Genomic DNA, 16,403 nt, shown 5'->3' with positions numbered 1-16,403 from the left:
CCGCCTCCCCGGTCGTGCCGGTCCCGGTATGTCGGGAGGGGGCGGCGCAGGTACTACAGGACGATCCGTCCATCGCCGGAGGGAGTCACTCCTCGGGTAGCAGGAGCCCCTGGGGTCCTGGCGGGCCCGGCAGGGGCGGGGCGGCACACCATGCGTGCCCCGCCACCAGATTAATCAAGACCGGGTGCGCGGCGTCAGTCCCCGCGAGCCGTACGGGCGTCGACGAGGGCGCGCAGGGCGCGGGCGTCGCCGATCGCCTGCTGCCTGGCGATGCCCGGCTGGATGCCGAGGGCGGGCAGGCTGGTGCCGTCGCTCAGGTTCAGGAACACCCAGGGGTCGCCGGGGCGGAGGTTGACCTGCACGATCTCGGCCCAGGCAAGGCGCCGCCTGGTGGCGATGTTGACGACGGTGACGCCGGATTCGTCGGCGACCACCTTGGGCCTGCTGAGCAGCACGAGCACGCCGAAGAGCAGCGCGCCGGTGAAGACGAAGCTGGTCCGCTCCCCCGGGCTGAGCGTGGGCAGCAGGAAGGCGACGGCCGTGATGACCACGAACATCGCGGCGCCCGCGGTGAGCAGGACGGCCCGGGTACGCGTCGGCCGGAAGGTGACGGGCAGGGCGGGCGGGGCGGGAGCGTCGGTCATGGCGGGGGTCTCCTGCCGGGTCAGAGGCGGCAGGCGTGGATGGCGGTGGTCAGGATGGCCCGCGCGCCGATGGCGTACAGGTCGTCCATGATCCGCTGGGCTTCCTTGGCGGGGACCATGGAGCGGACGGCCACCCAGCCCTCGTTGTGCAGCGGGGAGATGGTCGGCGACTCCAGGCCCGGGGTGAGGGCGACGGCCTGCTCCAGGTGCTCGGCGCGGCAGTCGTAGTCCATCATCACGTACGACCTGGCGACCAGGACGCCCTGGAGGCGGCGCAGGAACTGCTGCACCTTGGGGTCGTCCGCGTCGGCGCCGGAGCGCCGGATGACGACCGCCTCGGACTTCATGATCGGCTCGCCGAAGACCTCGAGGCCCGCGTTCCGGAGCGAGGTGCCGGTCTCCACGACGTCCGCGATGACCTGGGCGACGCCCAGCTCGATGGCGGTCTCGACGGCGCCGTCCAGGTGGACGACGGACGCGTCGACTCCGCTGTTCGCGAGGTGCTTGGCGACGATTCCCTCGTACGAGGTGGCGACGGTCTTGCCCGCCAGGTCCTCGATGCCGTTCGCGGTGCCGGGCTTGGCGGCGAAGCGGAAGGTGGAGCGGGCGAAGCCGAGCGGCAGGATCACCTCGGCCTCGGCGCCGGAGTCGATCAGGAGGTCCTGTCCGGTGATGCCGATGTCGAGCTTGCCCGCCGAGACGTAGATCGCGATGTCCTTGGGGCGCAGGTAGAAGAACTCGACCTCGTTGTCCGGGTCGACCAGGACGAGTTCCTTGGACTCCTTGCGCTGCTGGTATCCGGCCTCATGGAGCATCGCCGACGCAGGTCCGGACAGTGAACCCTTGTTGGGGACGGCGATGCGCAGCATGAGGTCGGATTCCTTTGCGTGATGGGTGAGTCGGGCGAGCCGGTGGTGCGGGGCTCAGAGGTGGGCGTACACGTCGTCGAGGGAGATGCCGCGGGCGATCATCATCACCTGGACGTGGTAGAGGAGCTGCGAGATCTCCTCGGCGGCGGCTTCCTTGCCCTCGTGCTCGGCGGCCATCCACACTTCGGCGGCCTCCTCGACGACCTTCTTGCCGATGGCATGGACGCCCTTGTCGACCAGCTCGGCGGTGCGGGAGGTCGCGGGGTCGCCGTTGACGGCCTTGTGCTGGAGCTCGGCGAAGAGCTCCTCGAAAGTCTTCTTGGACATGATGCCGTTCACTCTACGCGGCCGTGCGGGGCCGCTCAGCGCCAGGGCTCGGAGACGGTGCGCAGCGTGGTGGCGGTCGCCACGGCCGCGGTGACCGCTTCGTGCCCCTTGTCCTCGCGGGATCCCTCGATGCCCGCGCGGTCCAGGGCCTGCTCCTCGGTGTCGCAGGTCAGCACGCCGAAGCCGATCGGGACCCCGGTGTCGACGGAGACCTGGGTGAGGCCCTGGGTGACGCCCTGGCACACGTACTCGAAGTGCGGTGTGCCGCCGCGGATGACGACGCCGAGCGCGACGATCGCGTCGTAGCCGCGTCCGGCGAGGACCTTCGCGACGACCGGCAGCTCGAAGCTGCCCGGCACGCGAAGGACCGTCGGCTCGCTGATGCCGAGCTCGTGCAGGGCGCGCAGGGCGCCGTCCACCAGGCCGTCCATGACCTTCTCGTGCCACTGCGCGGCGATCACCGCGACCCGCAGGTCGCCGCAGTTCTTCACGCTCAGTTCGGGTGCACCCTTGCCGCTCACGCGCTTCTCCTGGTCGCTCTCGTGGTGAGTGTTACTGGTTTCCGCAGGCCGAGACACCGGGGGTGTCCAGCCACGGCAGGTCGTGGCCCATGCGGTCCCGCTTGGTGCGCAGGTAGCGCAGGTTGTGCTCGCCGGCCTTGACGGGCATGGGCTCGCGCCCGGTGACCTTCAGGCCGTGCCGCAGGACCGCGGCGGTCTTGTCGGGGTTGTTGGTCATCAGCCGGACGCTGCGTACGCCGAGGTCGTCGAGGATCCGGGCGCCCGCGCCGTAGTCCCGGGAGTCGGCGGGCAGGCCGAGCTCCAGGTTGGCGTCCAGGGTGTCGCTGCCGCGCTCCTGCAGCTCGTAGGCGCGCAGCTTGGAGAGCAGGCCGATGCCGCGCCCCTCGTGGCCGCGCAGATAGACGATGACGCCGCGGCCCTCCTCGGTGACGCGCCGCATGGACGCCTCCAGCTGCGGGCCGCAGTCGCAGCGCAGCGAGTGGAAGATGTCGCCGGTGAGGCACTCGGAGTGCAGCCGGGCCAGGACGTCGTCGCCCTCGCCGATGTCTCCGTGCACCAGGGCGACGTGCTCGACGCCGTCGACGGTGGAGCGGTAGCCGTACGCCGTGAAGTCGCCGAAGGCGGTCGGGAGACGGACCTCGGCCTCGCGGCGGACGGTCGGCTCCGAGGAGCGGCGGTAGGCGATCAGGTCCTCGATGGAGATGATCGTCAGGCCGTGCTTGCGCGCGAAGGGGACCAGCTCGGGCAGGCGGAGCATCTTCCCGTCCTCGCCCGCGATCTCCACGATGGCCCCGGCGGGGCGAAGGCCCGCGAGCCTGGCGAGGTCGACGGCGGCCTCGGTGTGGCCGTTGCGCACGAGCACGCCGCCGGGCCTGGCGCGCAGCGGGAAGACGTGCCCCGGGCGCACGAAGTCGTCCGCCGTGGCCTCGCCGCCCGCCAGAAGGCGGAGCGTGGTGGCGCGGTCGGCGGCGGAGATGCCGGTGCTGACGCCGTGCGCCGCCGAGGCGTCGACGGAGACGGTGAAGGCCGTGCTCATCGACTCGGTGTTGTGCTCGACCATCTGCGGCAGGCGGAGCCGGTCGAGCTCGTCGGTCTCCATGGGCGCGCAGATCAGGCCGCGGCACTCGCTCATCATGAAGGCGATGATCTCGGGGGTCGCCTTCTCGGCGGCGAGGACGAGGTCGCCCTCGTTCTCGCGGTCCTCGTCGTCGACGACCACGACGGGGCGGCCCGCCGCGATGTCGCGGATGGCCTGCTCGACGGGGTCGAGGGAGAGGTCTTCGGCGTTGTCGGTGCTGTACCAGACCGGTGCCACGGTCATGCCGGGGCTCCTTCCATGACGGGCTGCGAGGCCGCCGCGCGGGAGCGCAGCCACCAGTCGCGCATGCCCCAGAGGACGAGGGCGAGGTAGACGACGTAGACCAGGCCGGAGAAGGCCAGGCCGCTGCTGAAGGCGAGCGGCACGCCGACCACGTCGACGAGCAGCCAGGCGAACCAGAACTCGACGAGCCCGCGGGCCTGGGCGACCATCGCGGCGAGCGTGCCGACGAAGATGTAGGCGTCCGGCCAGGGGTTCCAGGACAGGTCGGGGACGGCGCTGAACAGGGCGCCGACGGCGAGCGTGCCGACCGCGGTGCCCGCGAGCAGGACGCCCCGCTCCTTCCAGGTGGCGAAGCGGATGGCGATGGAGCCGTCCTGCGCCTGCTGCCTGCCGCGCGTCCACTGCCGCCAGCCCCACAGCGCGACGCCGATGACGAGGAGCTGCTTGCCGACGCCGCCGGACAGCTGCGCGGAGGCGTACGCGGCGACGAGGATGACGCCGGAGAGGAACTGGGCGGGCCAGGTCCAGATCGAGCGCCGCCAGCCGAGCGCGAGGGCGATCAGGCCGACGGTGTTGCCGATCATGTCGGACCACATGATGTGCTGGTCGAAGGCCGTGAAGGCTTCGGAGTTGAGCCAGTTCACTGGGTGGCCTCCCGATCCGGGACCTGCGCGCGGTCGCCGAGGAGGCGCTCCACGTACTTGGCGATGATGTCGACCTCGAGGTTGACCGGGTCGCCGGGCTGCTTGATGCCGAGCGTGGTCAGCGCGAGGGTCGTGGGGATGAGACTGATGGTGAAGTGGTCGGGGCCCGCGTCGACGACGGTGAGGCTGACGCCGTCGACCGTGATGGAGCCCTTCTCGACGACGTAGCGCGAGAGGTCGGCGGGCAGGGAGACCTTGACGATCTCCCAGTTCTCGGACGGCTTGCGCTCGACGATCTCGCCGGTGCCGTCGACGTGGCCCTGCACGATGTGGCCGCCCAGGCGCGCGCCGACCGAGGTGGGGCGCTCCAGGTTGACGCGGGAGCCGACGGCGAGCGCGCCGAGGCTGGAGCGGTTGAGGGTCTCGGCCATCACGTCGGCGGTGAACTCGTCGCCCTCGTGCTCCACGACGGTCAGACAGACGCCGTTGACGGCGATGGAGTCACCGTGTTTCGCGCCCTCGGTCACCACGGGTCCTCGCAGGCGGAAGCGGGAGGCGTCGGGGAGGTTCTCGACGGCGGTGATCTCGCCCAGCTCTTCGACGATTCCGGTGAACACGTCAGTGCTCCTTCGCTACGAGGGTCGCGGTGATGCGCAGGTCGGGGCCGATGCGCACGGTCTCGCTCATGTCGAGCCGCAACGCTTCGGTGATGGTGGTGATTCCGCCGCCGGTCAGGACGGCGGTGCCCGCGCCGAGCAGGACGGGGGCGAGATAGCCGACGACGCGGTCGACGGCGCCCGCGGCGACGAACGCCCCGGCGAGCGTCGGGCCTCCTTCGAGCAGGACGGACCGCACCCCGCGCGCGTGGAGCACGTCCAGGAGGGCGGGGATGTCCAACCCGCCCTCCGTGCGCGGGAGTCGGACCGTCTCCACGGCTTCGTACGCGGGGGTGGCGTCCTCGGCGACGGCGATCAGCGTCGGCGCCGCGCCGTCCAGGACGCGGGCGCCGGGCGTGACGGCCGTGCCGTTCGTGTCGAGGACGACGCGCAGCGGCTGGACCGCGCCCTCGATGCCGCGCACGGCGAGGTGCGGGTCGTCGGCGCGCTGGGTGCCGGAGCCCACGACGACCGCGTCGCACTCGGCGCGCAGCCGGTGGACGTCGGCGCGGGACTCGGCGGAGGTGATCCAGCGGCTCGTGCCGTCGGCCGCGGCGCTGCGGCCGTCGAGCGTGGCGGCGTACTTCCAGGTGACGTACGGGCGGCCGAGCCGCACGGCGGTCAGCCAGGCGGCGTTCCCCGCGGCGGCCTCGGCCTCCAGGAGGCCCTGCGCCACGTCGATTCCCGCCGCGCGCAGGGTGTGCGCGCCGCCGGTCGCGGTGGGGTTGGGGTCGCCGACCGCGAACACCACGCGGGCGATCCCCGCGTCGATGAGGGCCTGCGCGCAGGGCCCTGTGCGGCCGGTGTGGTTGCAGGGTTCGAGGGTGACGAGGGCGGTGCCGCCGCGGGCCCGCTCACCGGCCGCGCGCAGGGCGTGCACCTCGGCGTGCGGGCCGCCCGCGCGCCGGTGCCAGCCCTCGCCGACGGTCTCGCCCGCGGCGTCGAGGATGACGCAGCCGACGACCGGATTGGGGCTCGTGGCTCCGAGACCGAGCGCTGCGAGCGCGACTGCGCGACGCATGGCTGCTGCTTCGGTTACGGCGGTGGCCACCGGGTCCTCCTGCCTCTTCGGGCACGGACTCCGGGGCCTGTCGATGACGACAGAACGTACGGACGAGCACACCGGGAGCGACGCCTGCGCCGGAATGACACCTGTGCCCGGGAAATCCCGAGAACCGTCCCTGGAAGATCCAGGAACAAGCCACTACGGCGGCGTGCAAGGATGCCCGCCCGCCGCGCACTGCCTCCCATCCGGACTTTCACCGTCGGTCCAGGAATTTCACCTGGTCAACCGGTCGCTGGAGGCGACCGGGTCGCGGACTATAACCGCCGGTTCGGAATTACACCGACCCCGGAGTGCGCTGCTTCTGGTACGAGGCCAGTGTGCCACGCCTGATCGTCGGCCATGTGAGTGAGCGACTGTGGCCTGGCTCACAGGGGTGCGGGGGCCGGTGCACCCGCCTCCCACACGTCTCCGCGGCCACCTCCTGGCCCGGCCACCGCCACCCCGCCGACCACTCAGCCGACCCCGTTCAGGAGTCGCCGCTCTTGATCTTGTCGAAGGCGGCGAGGAACTCCGGCGGGCCATAGGCCAGTTCGGTGTAGACACCGAAGAGGTCGACAGTGTCCGCGTAGCTGAACCGGGCGTCTCCCGCCCGGCCGGACATGGCCACCGGGTGCCCGCGGTCCGCCATCGCCTGGACGGCGTCCGTGAAATGACCGCCGTCGGGCATGAGGAAGCACACGTGGTGCAGCCCGGGGCCTCGCTCGTTCAGCCAGTCCTTGAAAATGCTCTCGCCCGAGTCATGCTGGATCAGCTCCACCATGATGTCTCCGGAATAGCCGAAGGCGCAGGAGAACTGGAAATCGGCCTCATCACCGCGATACGTCTTCTCGGTCATTCCGGCCGCGAGGTCCCGCCAGATGTAGAAGCTGGGCACTCCGAGCGTTTCCTTGAATTTCTGCACGGCGTCGTCAAGGTTCTCGACGACGTAGCCGAGCTGCTGTAGCTGACCGTCCGGAAAAGCCGGTATCGCAGGCATGCCCGCCACCATTATCGCGTCCCCACCAGTTCTTCCGTCACCAGTTTGAGGCGGCGCGCATCGGCAAGGTCGAAGGCCTTGTTGCCCTGGAGCTTCACGGGCTTCTTCTTCCAGTGCGCCGTGAAGGTCTCGCGCGGCGGATTGTCGAGCAGCTCCACCATGGGGAGGACCGCCTTGCGCACCGGCGTGGCCGCGATGGCGAAGGTCGCCTTCGTCATGATCTTCAGCGGCAGCGGCAGCGAGTTCGGCATCCCCGTGGAGACCACTCCGGGGTTGTAGCCGATGTAGGAGACCGAACCGCTCGCGTTCTCCTCGGCGAAGGCGACGCCCAGCAGGTCGTTGGCCCGGAAGGACTGCAGCGTGGCCTTGTTGCCGTTGTAACCCCGCTCCAGCTGCAGGTCGTCCCATTGGATCTTGCCGAGGCCGATCCCGGGCGTGCCCACATTCATGATCACTGGCTGCTTGGTGCAGCGCAGCGCGTCCAGCAGGCCGTAACTGAGGACGAAGCGGCTGAGGTAGGCGAGGGCGAAGCTGTGCTCATAGCCCTCCGGGGTCACCGAACGCTTCCCGAAGAGGCGGTAGCGCTGCGCGCAGAGGATCAGCTTGTCCACCGACGCGTACGTGTTCTCGATCTCCTCGACCAGGCGGCGGGTCGAGGCGACCGAGGTCAGATCGGCCCGCAGGAAATGCACCTGCCCCTCCGCCGACAGCTTCTTGGCCTCGGCGACAAGAGCCTCACCCTTTTCGGGTGTACTCCCGATCGCGATCACCCTTGCACCCTCATTGAGGTAATGCAAAGCCAGGCCACGACCTAGGCCGTCAGTTCCACCTGTAATGACAACGGTCTGCATTCCGAACCCTTTCAGAATGGTAAGTCACCCGATGATGACTCGCTCAGCGTAGGAGCCCTGAGCTAGCATGTCAACAGTTGATGACATAAGGAGCCGACGATGGCAACCGACCAAGAGCCGACCGTGCAGAAGCGGGATCGCGCCAACACCCGCGCCGCACTCCTGAACGCGGCCCGCATCCGATTCGCACAGTTCGGCTACGACGGGACCACCGTGCGGGACATCGCCCACGACGCCCACGTCGATCCCGCTCTCGTGTTCCGGTACTTCGGCTCCAAGCGCGCCCTGTTCGAGGAGGCGTGCGTCGACCACGAGGTGCTCGGGCAGGTGATGTCGGGGCCGCTCAGCGAACTGCCCGCCGGCATGCTCGAATCAGTCGTCTTCCAGGACTGGTCCCAGTTCGCCGGCGAGCATCCGCTCGTCATGCTGTTGCGCTCGCCCTCGCACGGCCCGGCCCGGCAGAGCCTCGAACGCCAGGTGGACGCGGGCCACATCGAAGGACTCATCAAGCAGGTGCACGGCCAGGACGCGGCACTGCGCGCGGAGATGCTGGTGGCCTGTCTGCTCGGCATGGGCATCATGCGCACGGCTCTGCACTCGACCGCACTCACCTCGGCCACGCTGGAGGACGTGCTGCCCTACTTCAGCGGGATCACCAAGCTGCTGCTCGAAGGCGACGGCGTGCCGCCGCAGCAGCACCCGGAGCAGGGCTGAGCGGCCCCGACGGACTCACTGGATGGCCTGGGCGAAGCAGAAGAAGCCGTTCGGGTCGTAGGCCCGCTTGATGTCGGCGAGGCGCGCGTAGTTCTCCGCGTAGTACGAGGTCTTCCAGTCCCGCAGCTCCGGATCGATGTAGTTCTGGTACGTCTCGCGCAGCGAGAACGGGTCGACCGCGTCGAAGCCTCCCTTGATCCACGCGCGTGCCGCGTCCCGGTCCTCCTGCACGGGGGTCGCGTCCACCGTGCCGACGGTCCAGTTCAGGGTGAATTGGGCGGTGCGGTGAACGTACGCGGTGTCGGTGCGGCCCACCGTGTTGGCCTTGCCCCCGAGCGCAAGGGCCTGCACGAAACGCAGCTGGCCCGCGCGCGGCGAGGCGGTGAACGCCGCGAGCAGCTGGCTGATCGCGCTCTTCGACAGGCCCTGGGAGAAGAGCCTGCTGCGGTCCACGATGAAGTTGTTGCGCGGCATGACGGCGTCGGGCGAGTACCCCTCCGTGTGGCACTGCGCGACCGTCTTGCCCGAGCAGCCGAACCAGTCCAGCATCCCTTCCAGGAAGCTGAATCGGGTGCTGGAGCGGGTGTCGGGCGCCCGCCCCACCGCGGCCGCGAGATCGTCCAGGAGCGGCGCGAGCGCCTCCGGCGTGCCGAGGAACGAGCCGTCCACCCACACGATGGGCTCGGGCGCGCCCGGCGATGTGTCCAGCTGGGACACGATCCAGCGCGAGCCGAGCGTCCACGGCGTGGTCGGCGCCCACTGCTGCCAGGCCTCGATGACGCGCTCCACGTCGCTCCAGGCCCACGCCAGCTTGAAGTTGACCATGGTGGAGGCCTTGGCGGGCCGCCGTTCGTAACGGGTGACGATGCCGAAGTTGCCGCCGCCTCCGCCGCGCAGCGCCCAGAACAGATCGGGTTCGCTGTCCTTGGAACAGGTCACCACCCGGCCGTCGGCGAGCACGACCTGTGCCGAGACGAGCGCGTCGCTGGCCACGCCGAAGGAGCGGGTCTGCCAGCCTATGCCGCCGCCGTGCACGAACCCGCCGGCCGCGACGGAACCGTGCAGGCCACCGGCGAGCGCGAGGCCGTGCCCGGCCAAGGCGTCCAGGGCGTCGACCGTCTGGACTCCCGGGCCCAGGACGGTCGTCGAGCCGCCGACCTGGATGCCGTTGAGCCGGGACACGTCGATGACCAGGCCGGTGGTCGTGGAGAAGCCACCGAAGCTGTGGCCGCCGGAACGGGGCACCGCCGCGATGTCGTTCTGCTGCGCGAACGCCAGGCACAGCTGGACGTCGGCGGCGCCTTGGCAGTACGCCACCGCCGCCGGTGAGGTGCTGTCGTACATGCTGAAGTGCAGCTTCTTGGCCTGCGCGTAGCCGCTGTCCGAGGGCAGGATCAGATCTCCCTCGAGCCCGGCGGCCAGCTTGTTCCAGTCCACCGCCGTGACGGCGCTCGCACCGCCGGCCCATCCGAGCATGGGGGCGGTCGCCGCCAGAGTGATGCCCGCCGTCGCGCCGCGCAGGACTTGCCTTCGTGTTGCCATGTGCTGTGGTTCTCCCCTCGAAGACGTGGGGCCGCGGGTGCCGCCGGCCCCAAGTCGGGTGAACCTCTCACGCGTTGGTAAGTCCGCTCTAAACCCGCCGGAGGGGCCTGCGGTAAAGGGTGAGTCCAGCCCGGCTTTAGACGGGCGCCGGATGCTGGGGCGTTGACGGCCATCCCGGCGAGAAGAGGAGCGTACGGATGACACAGCAGCCCGGTCGGGGTGCGGCGCGGAACGACGTGGACGAGCTCAAGCAGTTCATCGGCGTCCACGCGCGCGCCCAAGGCCTGCCCGACGAGCTCTGTTCGCGGGTTCTGCGGCGCATCACGCACGACGGCGAGGGTCCCGGTTCGTGGAGCGGTGAATGGTCGGTGGCGGCAGCGGAGTTGGCGGCTCAGGGGCAGCTCCTGGCGGCCTGTCAGTGCTGGAACACGGCCCGCTTCCCGTTCGTCGACGGCCCGGCGCGCGCCGAGGCGCACGCCCGTTGCGTCGAGACGTTCGGACGCTGGAGCGCGGATCACCCGGGCATCGAACGCATCGAGATCACCGTGGACGGCGGACCGGGCGCCGAGACCCGGCCCGACGGCGGCAAAGGCACGTTCACCGCGCTGACCGCGGGCCTCTCGGCCACCGAGCCCCGGCCGTTGCTGCTCGTCATGGGCGGGATCGTCAGCCTCAAGGAGCAGTGGGCGCCGGCGCTGCTCGGCGCCGAGCAGCTGGGCATGGCGATGGCCGTCACCGAGATGCCCGGGGTCGGCGAGAACACCCTCACGTACGGGAACGACGGCGGGCGCATGCTGTCGGCGCTGCTCGACGCGCTCGCCGACCGCGCGGACGTGACCAAGACGTACGCGTCGGCGATGAGCTTCAGCGGACACATGGCACTGCGGTGCGCGCTGACGGACCCGCGCATTCGCGGCGTCGTCACGGCGGGCGCGCCCATCAGCGCGTTCTTCACCGACCGCGCGTGGTACGACGCGACGGTGCCGCGCATCACGAAGGACACGCTGGCGCAGCTGACGGGCCTCGGCGAGGACGCGCTCTTCGACGACATGCGCTCCTGGGGCTTCACGGCCCAGGAGCTGGCCGGGCTGGCCATCCCGGTCGGGTACACGGTGAGCCTGCGGGACGAGATCATCCCGCAGGAGGACGCGCGGTTCCTGCACCGGCACGGGCGCGACGTGGCGCTCAAGGAGAACGACGACGTGCACGGTTCGCCCTCGCACGTCGAGGAGACGCGCGCCTGGGCGGTGCAGTCGGTGCTCGCGATGCGGCAGCGGGCCGAGAGCACCTGACGCGCCCGGCCTCCGGCCGGCAAAGGATCGACGACGGCGGCCCGTGCCCCCCCTTCCGGGGTGCACGGGCCGCCGTTCTCGTACGGTCCCGCCGGTTGCGGTCAGCCGGTCAGCGCCTGCTTCAGGTAGCGCAGCAGGTCGCCCGGCGTCGGGTGGTCGAAGACCGCGGTGGCGGGCAGCGCGACGCCGGTGGCACGGTGCAGGCCGTTGCGCAGCTCCAGGGCCGTGAAGGACGAGAAGCCGATCTCCAGGAACGAGCTGGACTCGTCGAGGTGCTCGGCCGAGTCGTGGCCGAGGACCAGCATCATCTGGTCGCGCAGCAGCTCGGAGAGGAGGATGCCGCCCTCCTCCTCGGTCGACTCGGCCAGTTTGCGGCGGAGTTCGGCGGGCGCCTCGGCGTCGTCGTCGGACGCCTCGCGGTCCGCGCCGTGCGCCAGGTGGCTGCGGACGTCGGGCAGCGCCCGGTGCAGGGCGCCGGAGCGGATCCTGGCGTCGTGGGCGGTGCGGCGTTCCCAGTCCACGTCGGCGATGCCGAGCACCGGCACGGTCGGGTCGGATTCCGCCCGGGTGGAGAGCAGGTTCGGCAGGCAGGCCAGGGCGCGGATCGGGTCGAGGGCGCGCAGGCCGTGTGCCGGTTCAGCCGCTTCCGGGGTGCCGGTGGCCTCCGGGGCGAGCCGGCCCCAGGCGATGAGGGTGGCGGGCAGCCGGTGGGAGCGCCGGTAGCGGGTGAGGGTCTCCGCGTAGGCGGCGTGCACGACGCTCTCCCAGGAGGTGGCCCGCCCGCCGGTGAGGCCGTCGTACCCGGTGAAGACCGTGAACGCCGACAAGGGGAGATCCAAGGTGAGTTCGTGCAGGTTGTGCAGCGCGGCGGTGGCGTCACCAAGACCGGTGAGGCCCGCTGCCGCGTCACCGGCGTGCCACTGCGCGTGTACGACGGCGGTGAGCGGCGCGTCGTCGCCGAGGCCCGCGAGGACTTCGGCGAGCGCCTGCCGGTCGGCCGGGTCGGTCGCGCTGACCTCCACTTCCACGCCGAGCGCGACGAGTTCGGCGGTCAGGGTCGCCGCCGCGCCCGCCTCGCTCTCCGGCGCGAGGAGCAGCAGGCGCCGGACGCCCCCGCGAGCCAGGGAGAGGGCGGCGTGCCGGCCCGCGGTCGCGGTGGCCCCGGTCAGCAGGACGGTTCCGGCGAGCGTGGTGTCGTCCGGCTCCCGCGGGGTGGGCCAAGGGACGCGGACCAGGCGACGGACGTAGCGGCCCGAGGCGCGGACCGCGATCTCGTCCTCGCCCTGCGGGTCCGCGAGGAAGCGGGCCAGGTGCGTGGCCCAGCCGCCCTGGGACGCGCCCGCCTCGGTACCGGTCGCGGCAGTCCCGACGGCCTGGTCGAGGGCGGCCGGCAGGTCGACGAGTCCGCCCCAGGCCGCGGGGGCCTGCGCGGCGACCGTGCGACCGAGGCCCCACAAGTGCCCTTGTGCCGGATCGTGCGCCTCGGGGTCCTGGCCGACGGCCAGCGCGCCACGGGTCAGGCACCACAGCGGCAGCCGCATGCCGATGCCGCCCAGCGCCTCGACCAACTGTGTGGTGAGGGCGAACCCCAGGGAGATCGCGGGATGTTCGGGGTGCGCGCCCTTGACGAAGCCGAGGGCGGAGAGCACACCGGACGGCTGCGTGCCCGGGGCCCGTCCCGCCAGGGTGGACTCGATGCGCGCCGCGATCGCCTCGGCCGTGTCGTCGGACCGTACGCCGAGTGGCACGACGTCCAACCCGGCCGCTGTCAGGGCCCGTTCGAGGGCCGAACCCTCGGTCGGCTGCCCGTCGTCCGAGAGGTCGGGCTCCACGAGGAGCCAGCTCCCGCCGTCGGTGGTGGCCCCGGCGTGCAGACCGGTCCGGGTCTCGGGCAGCCGCTTCCACTCGACGCCGTAGGACCAACTGCGCTGCCTGCGCCAGGCGGTGAGCGCGGGCCGCAGTCGCAGCAGGAGCTGCTGCTCCTCGTCGGTCGCGCCGTACGCGCGGGCCAGGGTGTGCGGGGCGCCGAGCTCCAGGGCGGTCAGGAAGTCCTGGTCGTCGAGCGCCGATCCGCCCTGGACCAGGGCTACCGCCGTCCGTTCGGGGGTGCCGGGGGCGTCGTCGGCGTCGTGCAGCCAGTAGCCCTGGTGCTGGAAGGCGTACGGCGGCAGGGTGACGCGGCGCGTGTCGGATCCGGCGAGCAGGGCACGCCAGTCCACCTCCCGGCCGTGCGCCCACACTCCGGCGAGACCGAGCAGCAGCGTCGGGCACTCGGGCTTGTCGCGCCGGAGCGTGGGGGCGAGCAGGAGCGGCTCTTCGGTGAGGCAGTCGCGGGCCATCGCGGTGAGGACGGCGTCGGGCCCGATCTCGACGAACTGCCGTACGCCGTCGTCCTCCAGGGTGCGTACGCCGTCGTGGAAGCGGACGGCCTCGCGGATGTGCCGGGCCCAGTAGTCGGGCGACATCAGCTCGGCGGCGGTGGCCAGGCGTCCGGTCACGTTCGACACGACGTCGATGACGGGCTCGGCGTACGTCACCTTGGCGGCCACGGCGCGCAGTTGGGCGACCGCCTGCTCCATGTGCGGGGAGTGGAAGGCGTGGCTGACCCGCAGCCGCTTGGTGCGGTGCCCCTTCTCCCGCCAGCCCTTGGCGACCTCGGCCGCGGCATCCGCGTCACCTGAGACGACCGTCGCGACGGGTCCGTTGGCGGCGGCCACGACGACCCGGCCCGCGTGCGCGGCGAGCGACTCGACGACCTCGGCCTCCGGCGCCTGGATGGCGATCATGGCGCCGCCCGACGGCGCGGCCTGCATGAACGTGCCACGCGCGGCGACCAGCGCGACGGCGTCGTCGAGCCCGAAGACCCCCGCGACGTGCGCGGCGGCGAGCTCTCCGATGGAGTGGCCCATGACGATGTCGGGCCGCACACCGAAGTGTTCGACGAGCCGGAAGAGGGCGACCTCGACGGCGAACAGCGCGCACTGGGTGTACAGCGTCTCGTCGAGGAGCTTGGCCTCGGCGGAGCGCGGCTGCGCCATCACGACGCCGTGCAGCGGGTGCTCCAGATACCGGTCGAAGCGGGTGCACAGATCGGCCAGGGTCTGCGCGAACAGCGGGAAGGCCGCACTCAACTCACGGCCCATTCCCGCTCGTTGGCTGCCCTGCCCGGCGAAGAGGAAGGCGAGTCGGCCGCCTTCGGGGACGCCGCTGACGACGGCCCCCGCACCGGCATCACCGCGCGCCAGAGCGGCCAGGCCCCGCTCCAGGTCTTCGCGCCCCTCGGCGACGACGGCGGCCCGGTGACCGAAGGAAGTGCGCAGCGCCAGCGAGTGGGCGATGTCGGCGGGCCCGGCCGCCCGTGCCGCACCGTCCGCCGCCCGCAGGTGGTCGAGGAGGGTGCGCGCCTGTGCGCGCAGCGCCGCGGGACCGCGCCCGGACAGCACCCAGGGCACGGCGGGCAGCTCGGCCGCCGCCGCGACGGCGAAGGCCGGGCCCTCCTCCCCCTCACCCTCGCCACCGTCGATCAACTCGCCTGGTTCCGGAGCCTGTTCGAGGATGACGTGGGCGTTGGTGCCGCTGATGCCGAAGGAGGAGACCGCCGAGCGGCGCGGTCGGTCGAGCTCCGGCCACGGCGTGGTCTCCGTGAGGAGCGAGACGGCACCCGACTCCCAGTCGACGTGCGGGCTCGGCTCGTCGACGTGCAGCGTCTTGGGCAGCACGCCGTGCCGCATGGCCTGCACCATCTTGATGACGCCCGCGACTCCGGCGGCGGCCTGGGTGTGCCCGATGTTGGACTTCACCGAGCCGAGGTGCAGCGGCTGTCCGGCGCCGCGCTCCTGCCCGTACGTCGCCAGGAGCGCCTGTGCCTCGATGGGGTCGCCGAGGGTGGTGCCGGTGCCGTGCGCCTCGACCGCGTCCACGTCCGACGGGGTGAGCCCCGCACCGTCGAGTGCCTGCCGGATGACGCGTTCCTGCGCGGGGCCGTTGGGGGCGGTCAGGCCGTTGCTCGCACCGTCCTGGTTGACGGCGGTGCCGCGTACGACGGCCAGGACGGGATGTCCGTTGCGGCGCGCGTCGGAGAGCCGTTCCAGGACGAGGACGCCGACGCCCTCACCGAATCCGGTGCCGTCGGCCGCAGCGGCGAACGCCTTGCACCGTCCGTCGGCGGCGAGCCCGCGCTGCCTGCTGAACTCGACGAACACGCCCGGCGTGGACAGGACCGTCGCGCCGCCCGCGAGCGCCATGCCGCACTCCCCGCCGCGCAGCGCCCGCACCGCGAGGTGGAGCGCCACCAGCGACGACGAGCACGCCGTGTCGATGGAGACGGCGGGGCCGCGCAGCCCGAGCGCGTACGAGACGCGCCCCGAAGCGACGCTCGCCGCGCTGCCGTTGCCCAGGAACGGCTCGTATTCCTCCGGTACGGAATGCAGTCGCGCCGCGTAGTCGCTGTACATGATCCCGGCGAAGACGCCGGTGTCGCTGCCGCGCAGCTCGACCGGGTCAAGTCCGGCGTCCTCGAACGCCTCCCAGGAGGCTTCGAGGAGCAGCCGGTGCTGCGGGTCCATGGCGGTCGCCTCGCGCGGACTGATGCCGAAGAACGGGGCGTCGAACTGGTCCGCGTCGTGCAGGAATCCGCCGTGCCGGGTGTAGAAGGTCCCGGCCTTGTCCGGGTCCGCGTCGTACAGGTGGTCCAGGTCCCAGCCTCGGCCGACGGGAAAGTCACCGATCCCGTCCGCGCCGGAGCGGACCAGTTTCCACAGGTCGTCGGGGGTGCGCACGCCGCCGGGGTAGCGGCAGCCCATGCCGATGACGGCGATGGGCTCGCGGTCGGCGGCCTCGGCCTCGGCGAGCCGGCGCCGGGTCTTGTGAAGGTCGGCCGTCACCCACTTGAGGTACTCGGTGAGCTTCTCTTCGTTCGACATCCTGTTCTCTCCGTTCGCGGGCTCCCTTGCGGGCGATCCCGAATCCGTGTCCGTGACC

Annotated in this window: 14 protein-coding genes and 1 riboswitch; of the genes, 2 read left to right on the top strand and 12 right to left on the bottom strand. The window is 71.5% G+C overall.

Annotated elements, in window-relative coordinates; translation table 11 throughout:
• Window positions 1–194 precede the first annotated feature (194 nt).
• The 10 genes from CP970_RS36750 to CP970_RS36705 all read right to left on the bottom strand — a co-directional run bounded on the left by CP970_RS36750 (window position 195) and on the right by CP970_RS36705 (window position 7,875).
• Window positions 195–644 (bottom strand): PH domain-containing protein, encoded by a 450-nt coding sequence (locus tag CP970_RS36750; protein WP_150494456.1) that lies wholly within the window; start codon window positions 642–644, stop codon window positions 195–197.
• Window positions 645–664: 20 nt separating this feature from the next.
• On the bottom strand, window positions 665–1,513 hold the full coding sequence (gene hisG, locus CP970_RS36745; RefSeq protein WP_055547745.1) for an ATP phosphoribosyltransferase: 849 nt from the start codon (window positions 1,511–1,513) through the stop codon (window positions 665–667).
• 54 nt (window positions 1,514–1,567) lie between these two features.
• Complete coding sequence (locus CP970_RS36740) at window positions 1,568–1,840, bottom strand: phosphoribosyl-ATP diphosphatase (RefSeq protein ID WP_055547747.1); 273 nt, start codon at window positions 1,838–1,840, stop codon at window positions 1,568–1,570.
• Window positions 1,841–1,875: 35 nt separating this feature from the next.
• Complete coding sequence (gene ribH, locus CP970_RS36735) at window positions 1,876–2,361, bottom strand: 6,7-dimethyl-8-ribityllumazine synthase (protein ID WP_055547749.1); 486 nt, start codon at window positions 2,359–2,361, stop codon at window positions 1,876–1,878.
• A 31-nt stretch (window positions 2,362–2,392) separates the two neighbouring features.
• Entirely contained in the window at window positions 2,393–3,682 is a 1,290-nt protein-coding gene (locus CP970_RS36730; RefSeq protein ID WP_055547751.1) for a bifunctional 3,4-dihydroxy-2-butanone-4-phosphate synthase/GTP cyclohydrolase II, read from the bottom strand.
• On the bottom strand, window positions 3,679–4,278 hold the full coding sequence (locus tag CP970_RS36725; protein WP_055547771.1) for a nicotinamide mononucleotide transporter family protein: 600 nt from the start codon (window positions 4,276–4,278) through the stop codon (window positions 3,679–3,681). The genes CP970_RS36730 and CP970_RS36725 overlap by 4 nt, the downstream gene beginning before the upstream one ends.
• Window positions 4,279–4,322: 44 nt before the next feature.
• Window positions 4,323–4,943, bottom strand: a complete 621-nt coding sequence (locus CP970_RS36720) for a riboflavin synthase (protein ID WP_055547753.1) — start codon at window positions 4,941–4,943, stop codon at window positions 4,323–4,325.
• 1 nt (window position 4,944) lies between these two features.
• Window positions 4,945–6,003: a bifunctional diaminohydroxyphosphoribosylaminopyrimidine deaminase/5-amino-6-(5-phosphoribosylamino)uracil reductase RibD gene (gene ribD / locus CP970_RS36715; RefSeq protein WP_055547755.1), complete on the bottom strand. Its 1,059-nt coding sequence runs from the start codon at window positions 6,001–6,003 to the stop codon at window positions 4,945–4,947.
• 212 nt (window positions 6,004–6,215) lie between these two features.
• A riboswitch (FMN riboswitch) is annotated at window positions 6,216–6,346 on the bottom strand.
• Between the two features lie 168 nt (window positions 6,347–6,514).
• Entirely contained in the window at window positions 6,515–7,036 is a 522-nt protein-coding gene (locus CP970_RS36710; RefSeq protein WP_055547757.1) for a VOC family protein, read from the bottom strand.
• Window positions 7,036–7,875, bottom strand: a complete 840-nt coding sequence (locus tag CP970_RS36705) for an SDR family NAD(P)-dependent oxidoreductase (protein ID WP_063806093.1) — start codon at window positions 7,873–7,875, stop codon at window positions 7,036–7,038. The genes CP970_RS36710 and CP970_RS36705 overlap by 1 nt, the downstream gene beginning before the upstream one ends.
• 99 nt (window positions 7,876–7,974) lie before the next feature.
• Here CP970_RS36705 and CP970_RS36700 point away from each other — a divergent pair, with 99 nt between their 5' ends.
• Window positions 7,975–8,589 carry a TetR/AcrR family transcriptional regulator gene (locus CP970_RS36700; protein WP_055547761.1) on the top strand — a complete coding sequence of 205 codons (615 nt, stop codon included), beginning with the start codon at window positions 7,975–7,977 and terminating at the stop codon, window positions 8,587–8,589.
• 15 nt (window positions 8,590–8,604) lie between these two features.
• On the opposite strand, the gene CP970_RS36695 is transcribed toward CP970_RS36700, so the two are convergent.
• Window positions 8,605–10,131 (bottom strand): FAD-binding oxidoreductase, encoded by a 1,527-nt coding sequence (locus CP970_RS36695; protein ID WP_063806094.1) that lies wholly within the window; start codon window positions 10,129–10,131, stop codon window positions 8,605–8,607.
• 197 nt (window positions 10,132–10,328) lie between these two features.
• Between CP970_RS36695 and CP970_RS36690 the strand changes: the two genes are divergently transcribed.
• Window positions 10,329–11,423 (top strand): alpha/beta hydrolase, encoded by a 1,095-nt coding sequence (locus CP970_RS36690; protein ID WP_055547765.1) that lies wholly within the window; start codon window positions 10,329–10,331, stop codon window positions 11,421–11,423.
• Window positions 11,424–11,524: 101 nt separating this feature from the next.
• Here CP970_RS36690 and CP970_RS45840 read toward each other — a convergent pair whose 3' ends face one another.
• A complete protein-coding gene (locus tag CP970_RS45840) occupies window positions 11,525–16,345 on the bottom strand; it encodes a type I polyketide synthase (RefSeq protein WP_055547767.1) in 4,821 nt (1,606 codons plus the stop codon).
• Window positions 16,346–16,403 lie beyond the last annotated feature (58 nt).

It is taken from the genome of Streptomyces kanamyceticus (assembly GCF_008704495.1).
In the GTDB taxonomy this organism is placed as follows: domain Bacteria; phylum Actinomycetota; class Actinomycetes; order Streptomycetales; family Streptomycetaceae; genus Streptomyces; species Streptomyces kanamyceticus.
The sequence above is the reverse complement of the archived record's forward strand: the minus strand, read 5'-3'. Positions and strand labels throughout refer to the sequence as shown.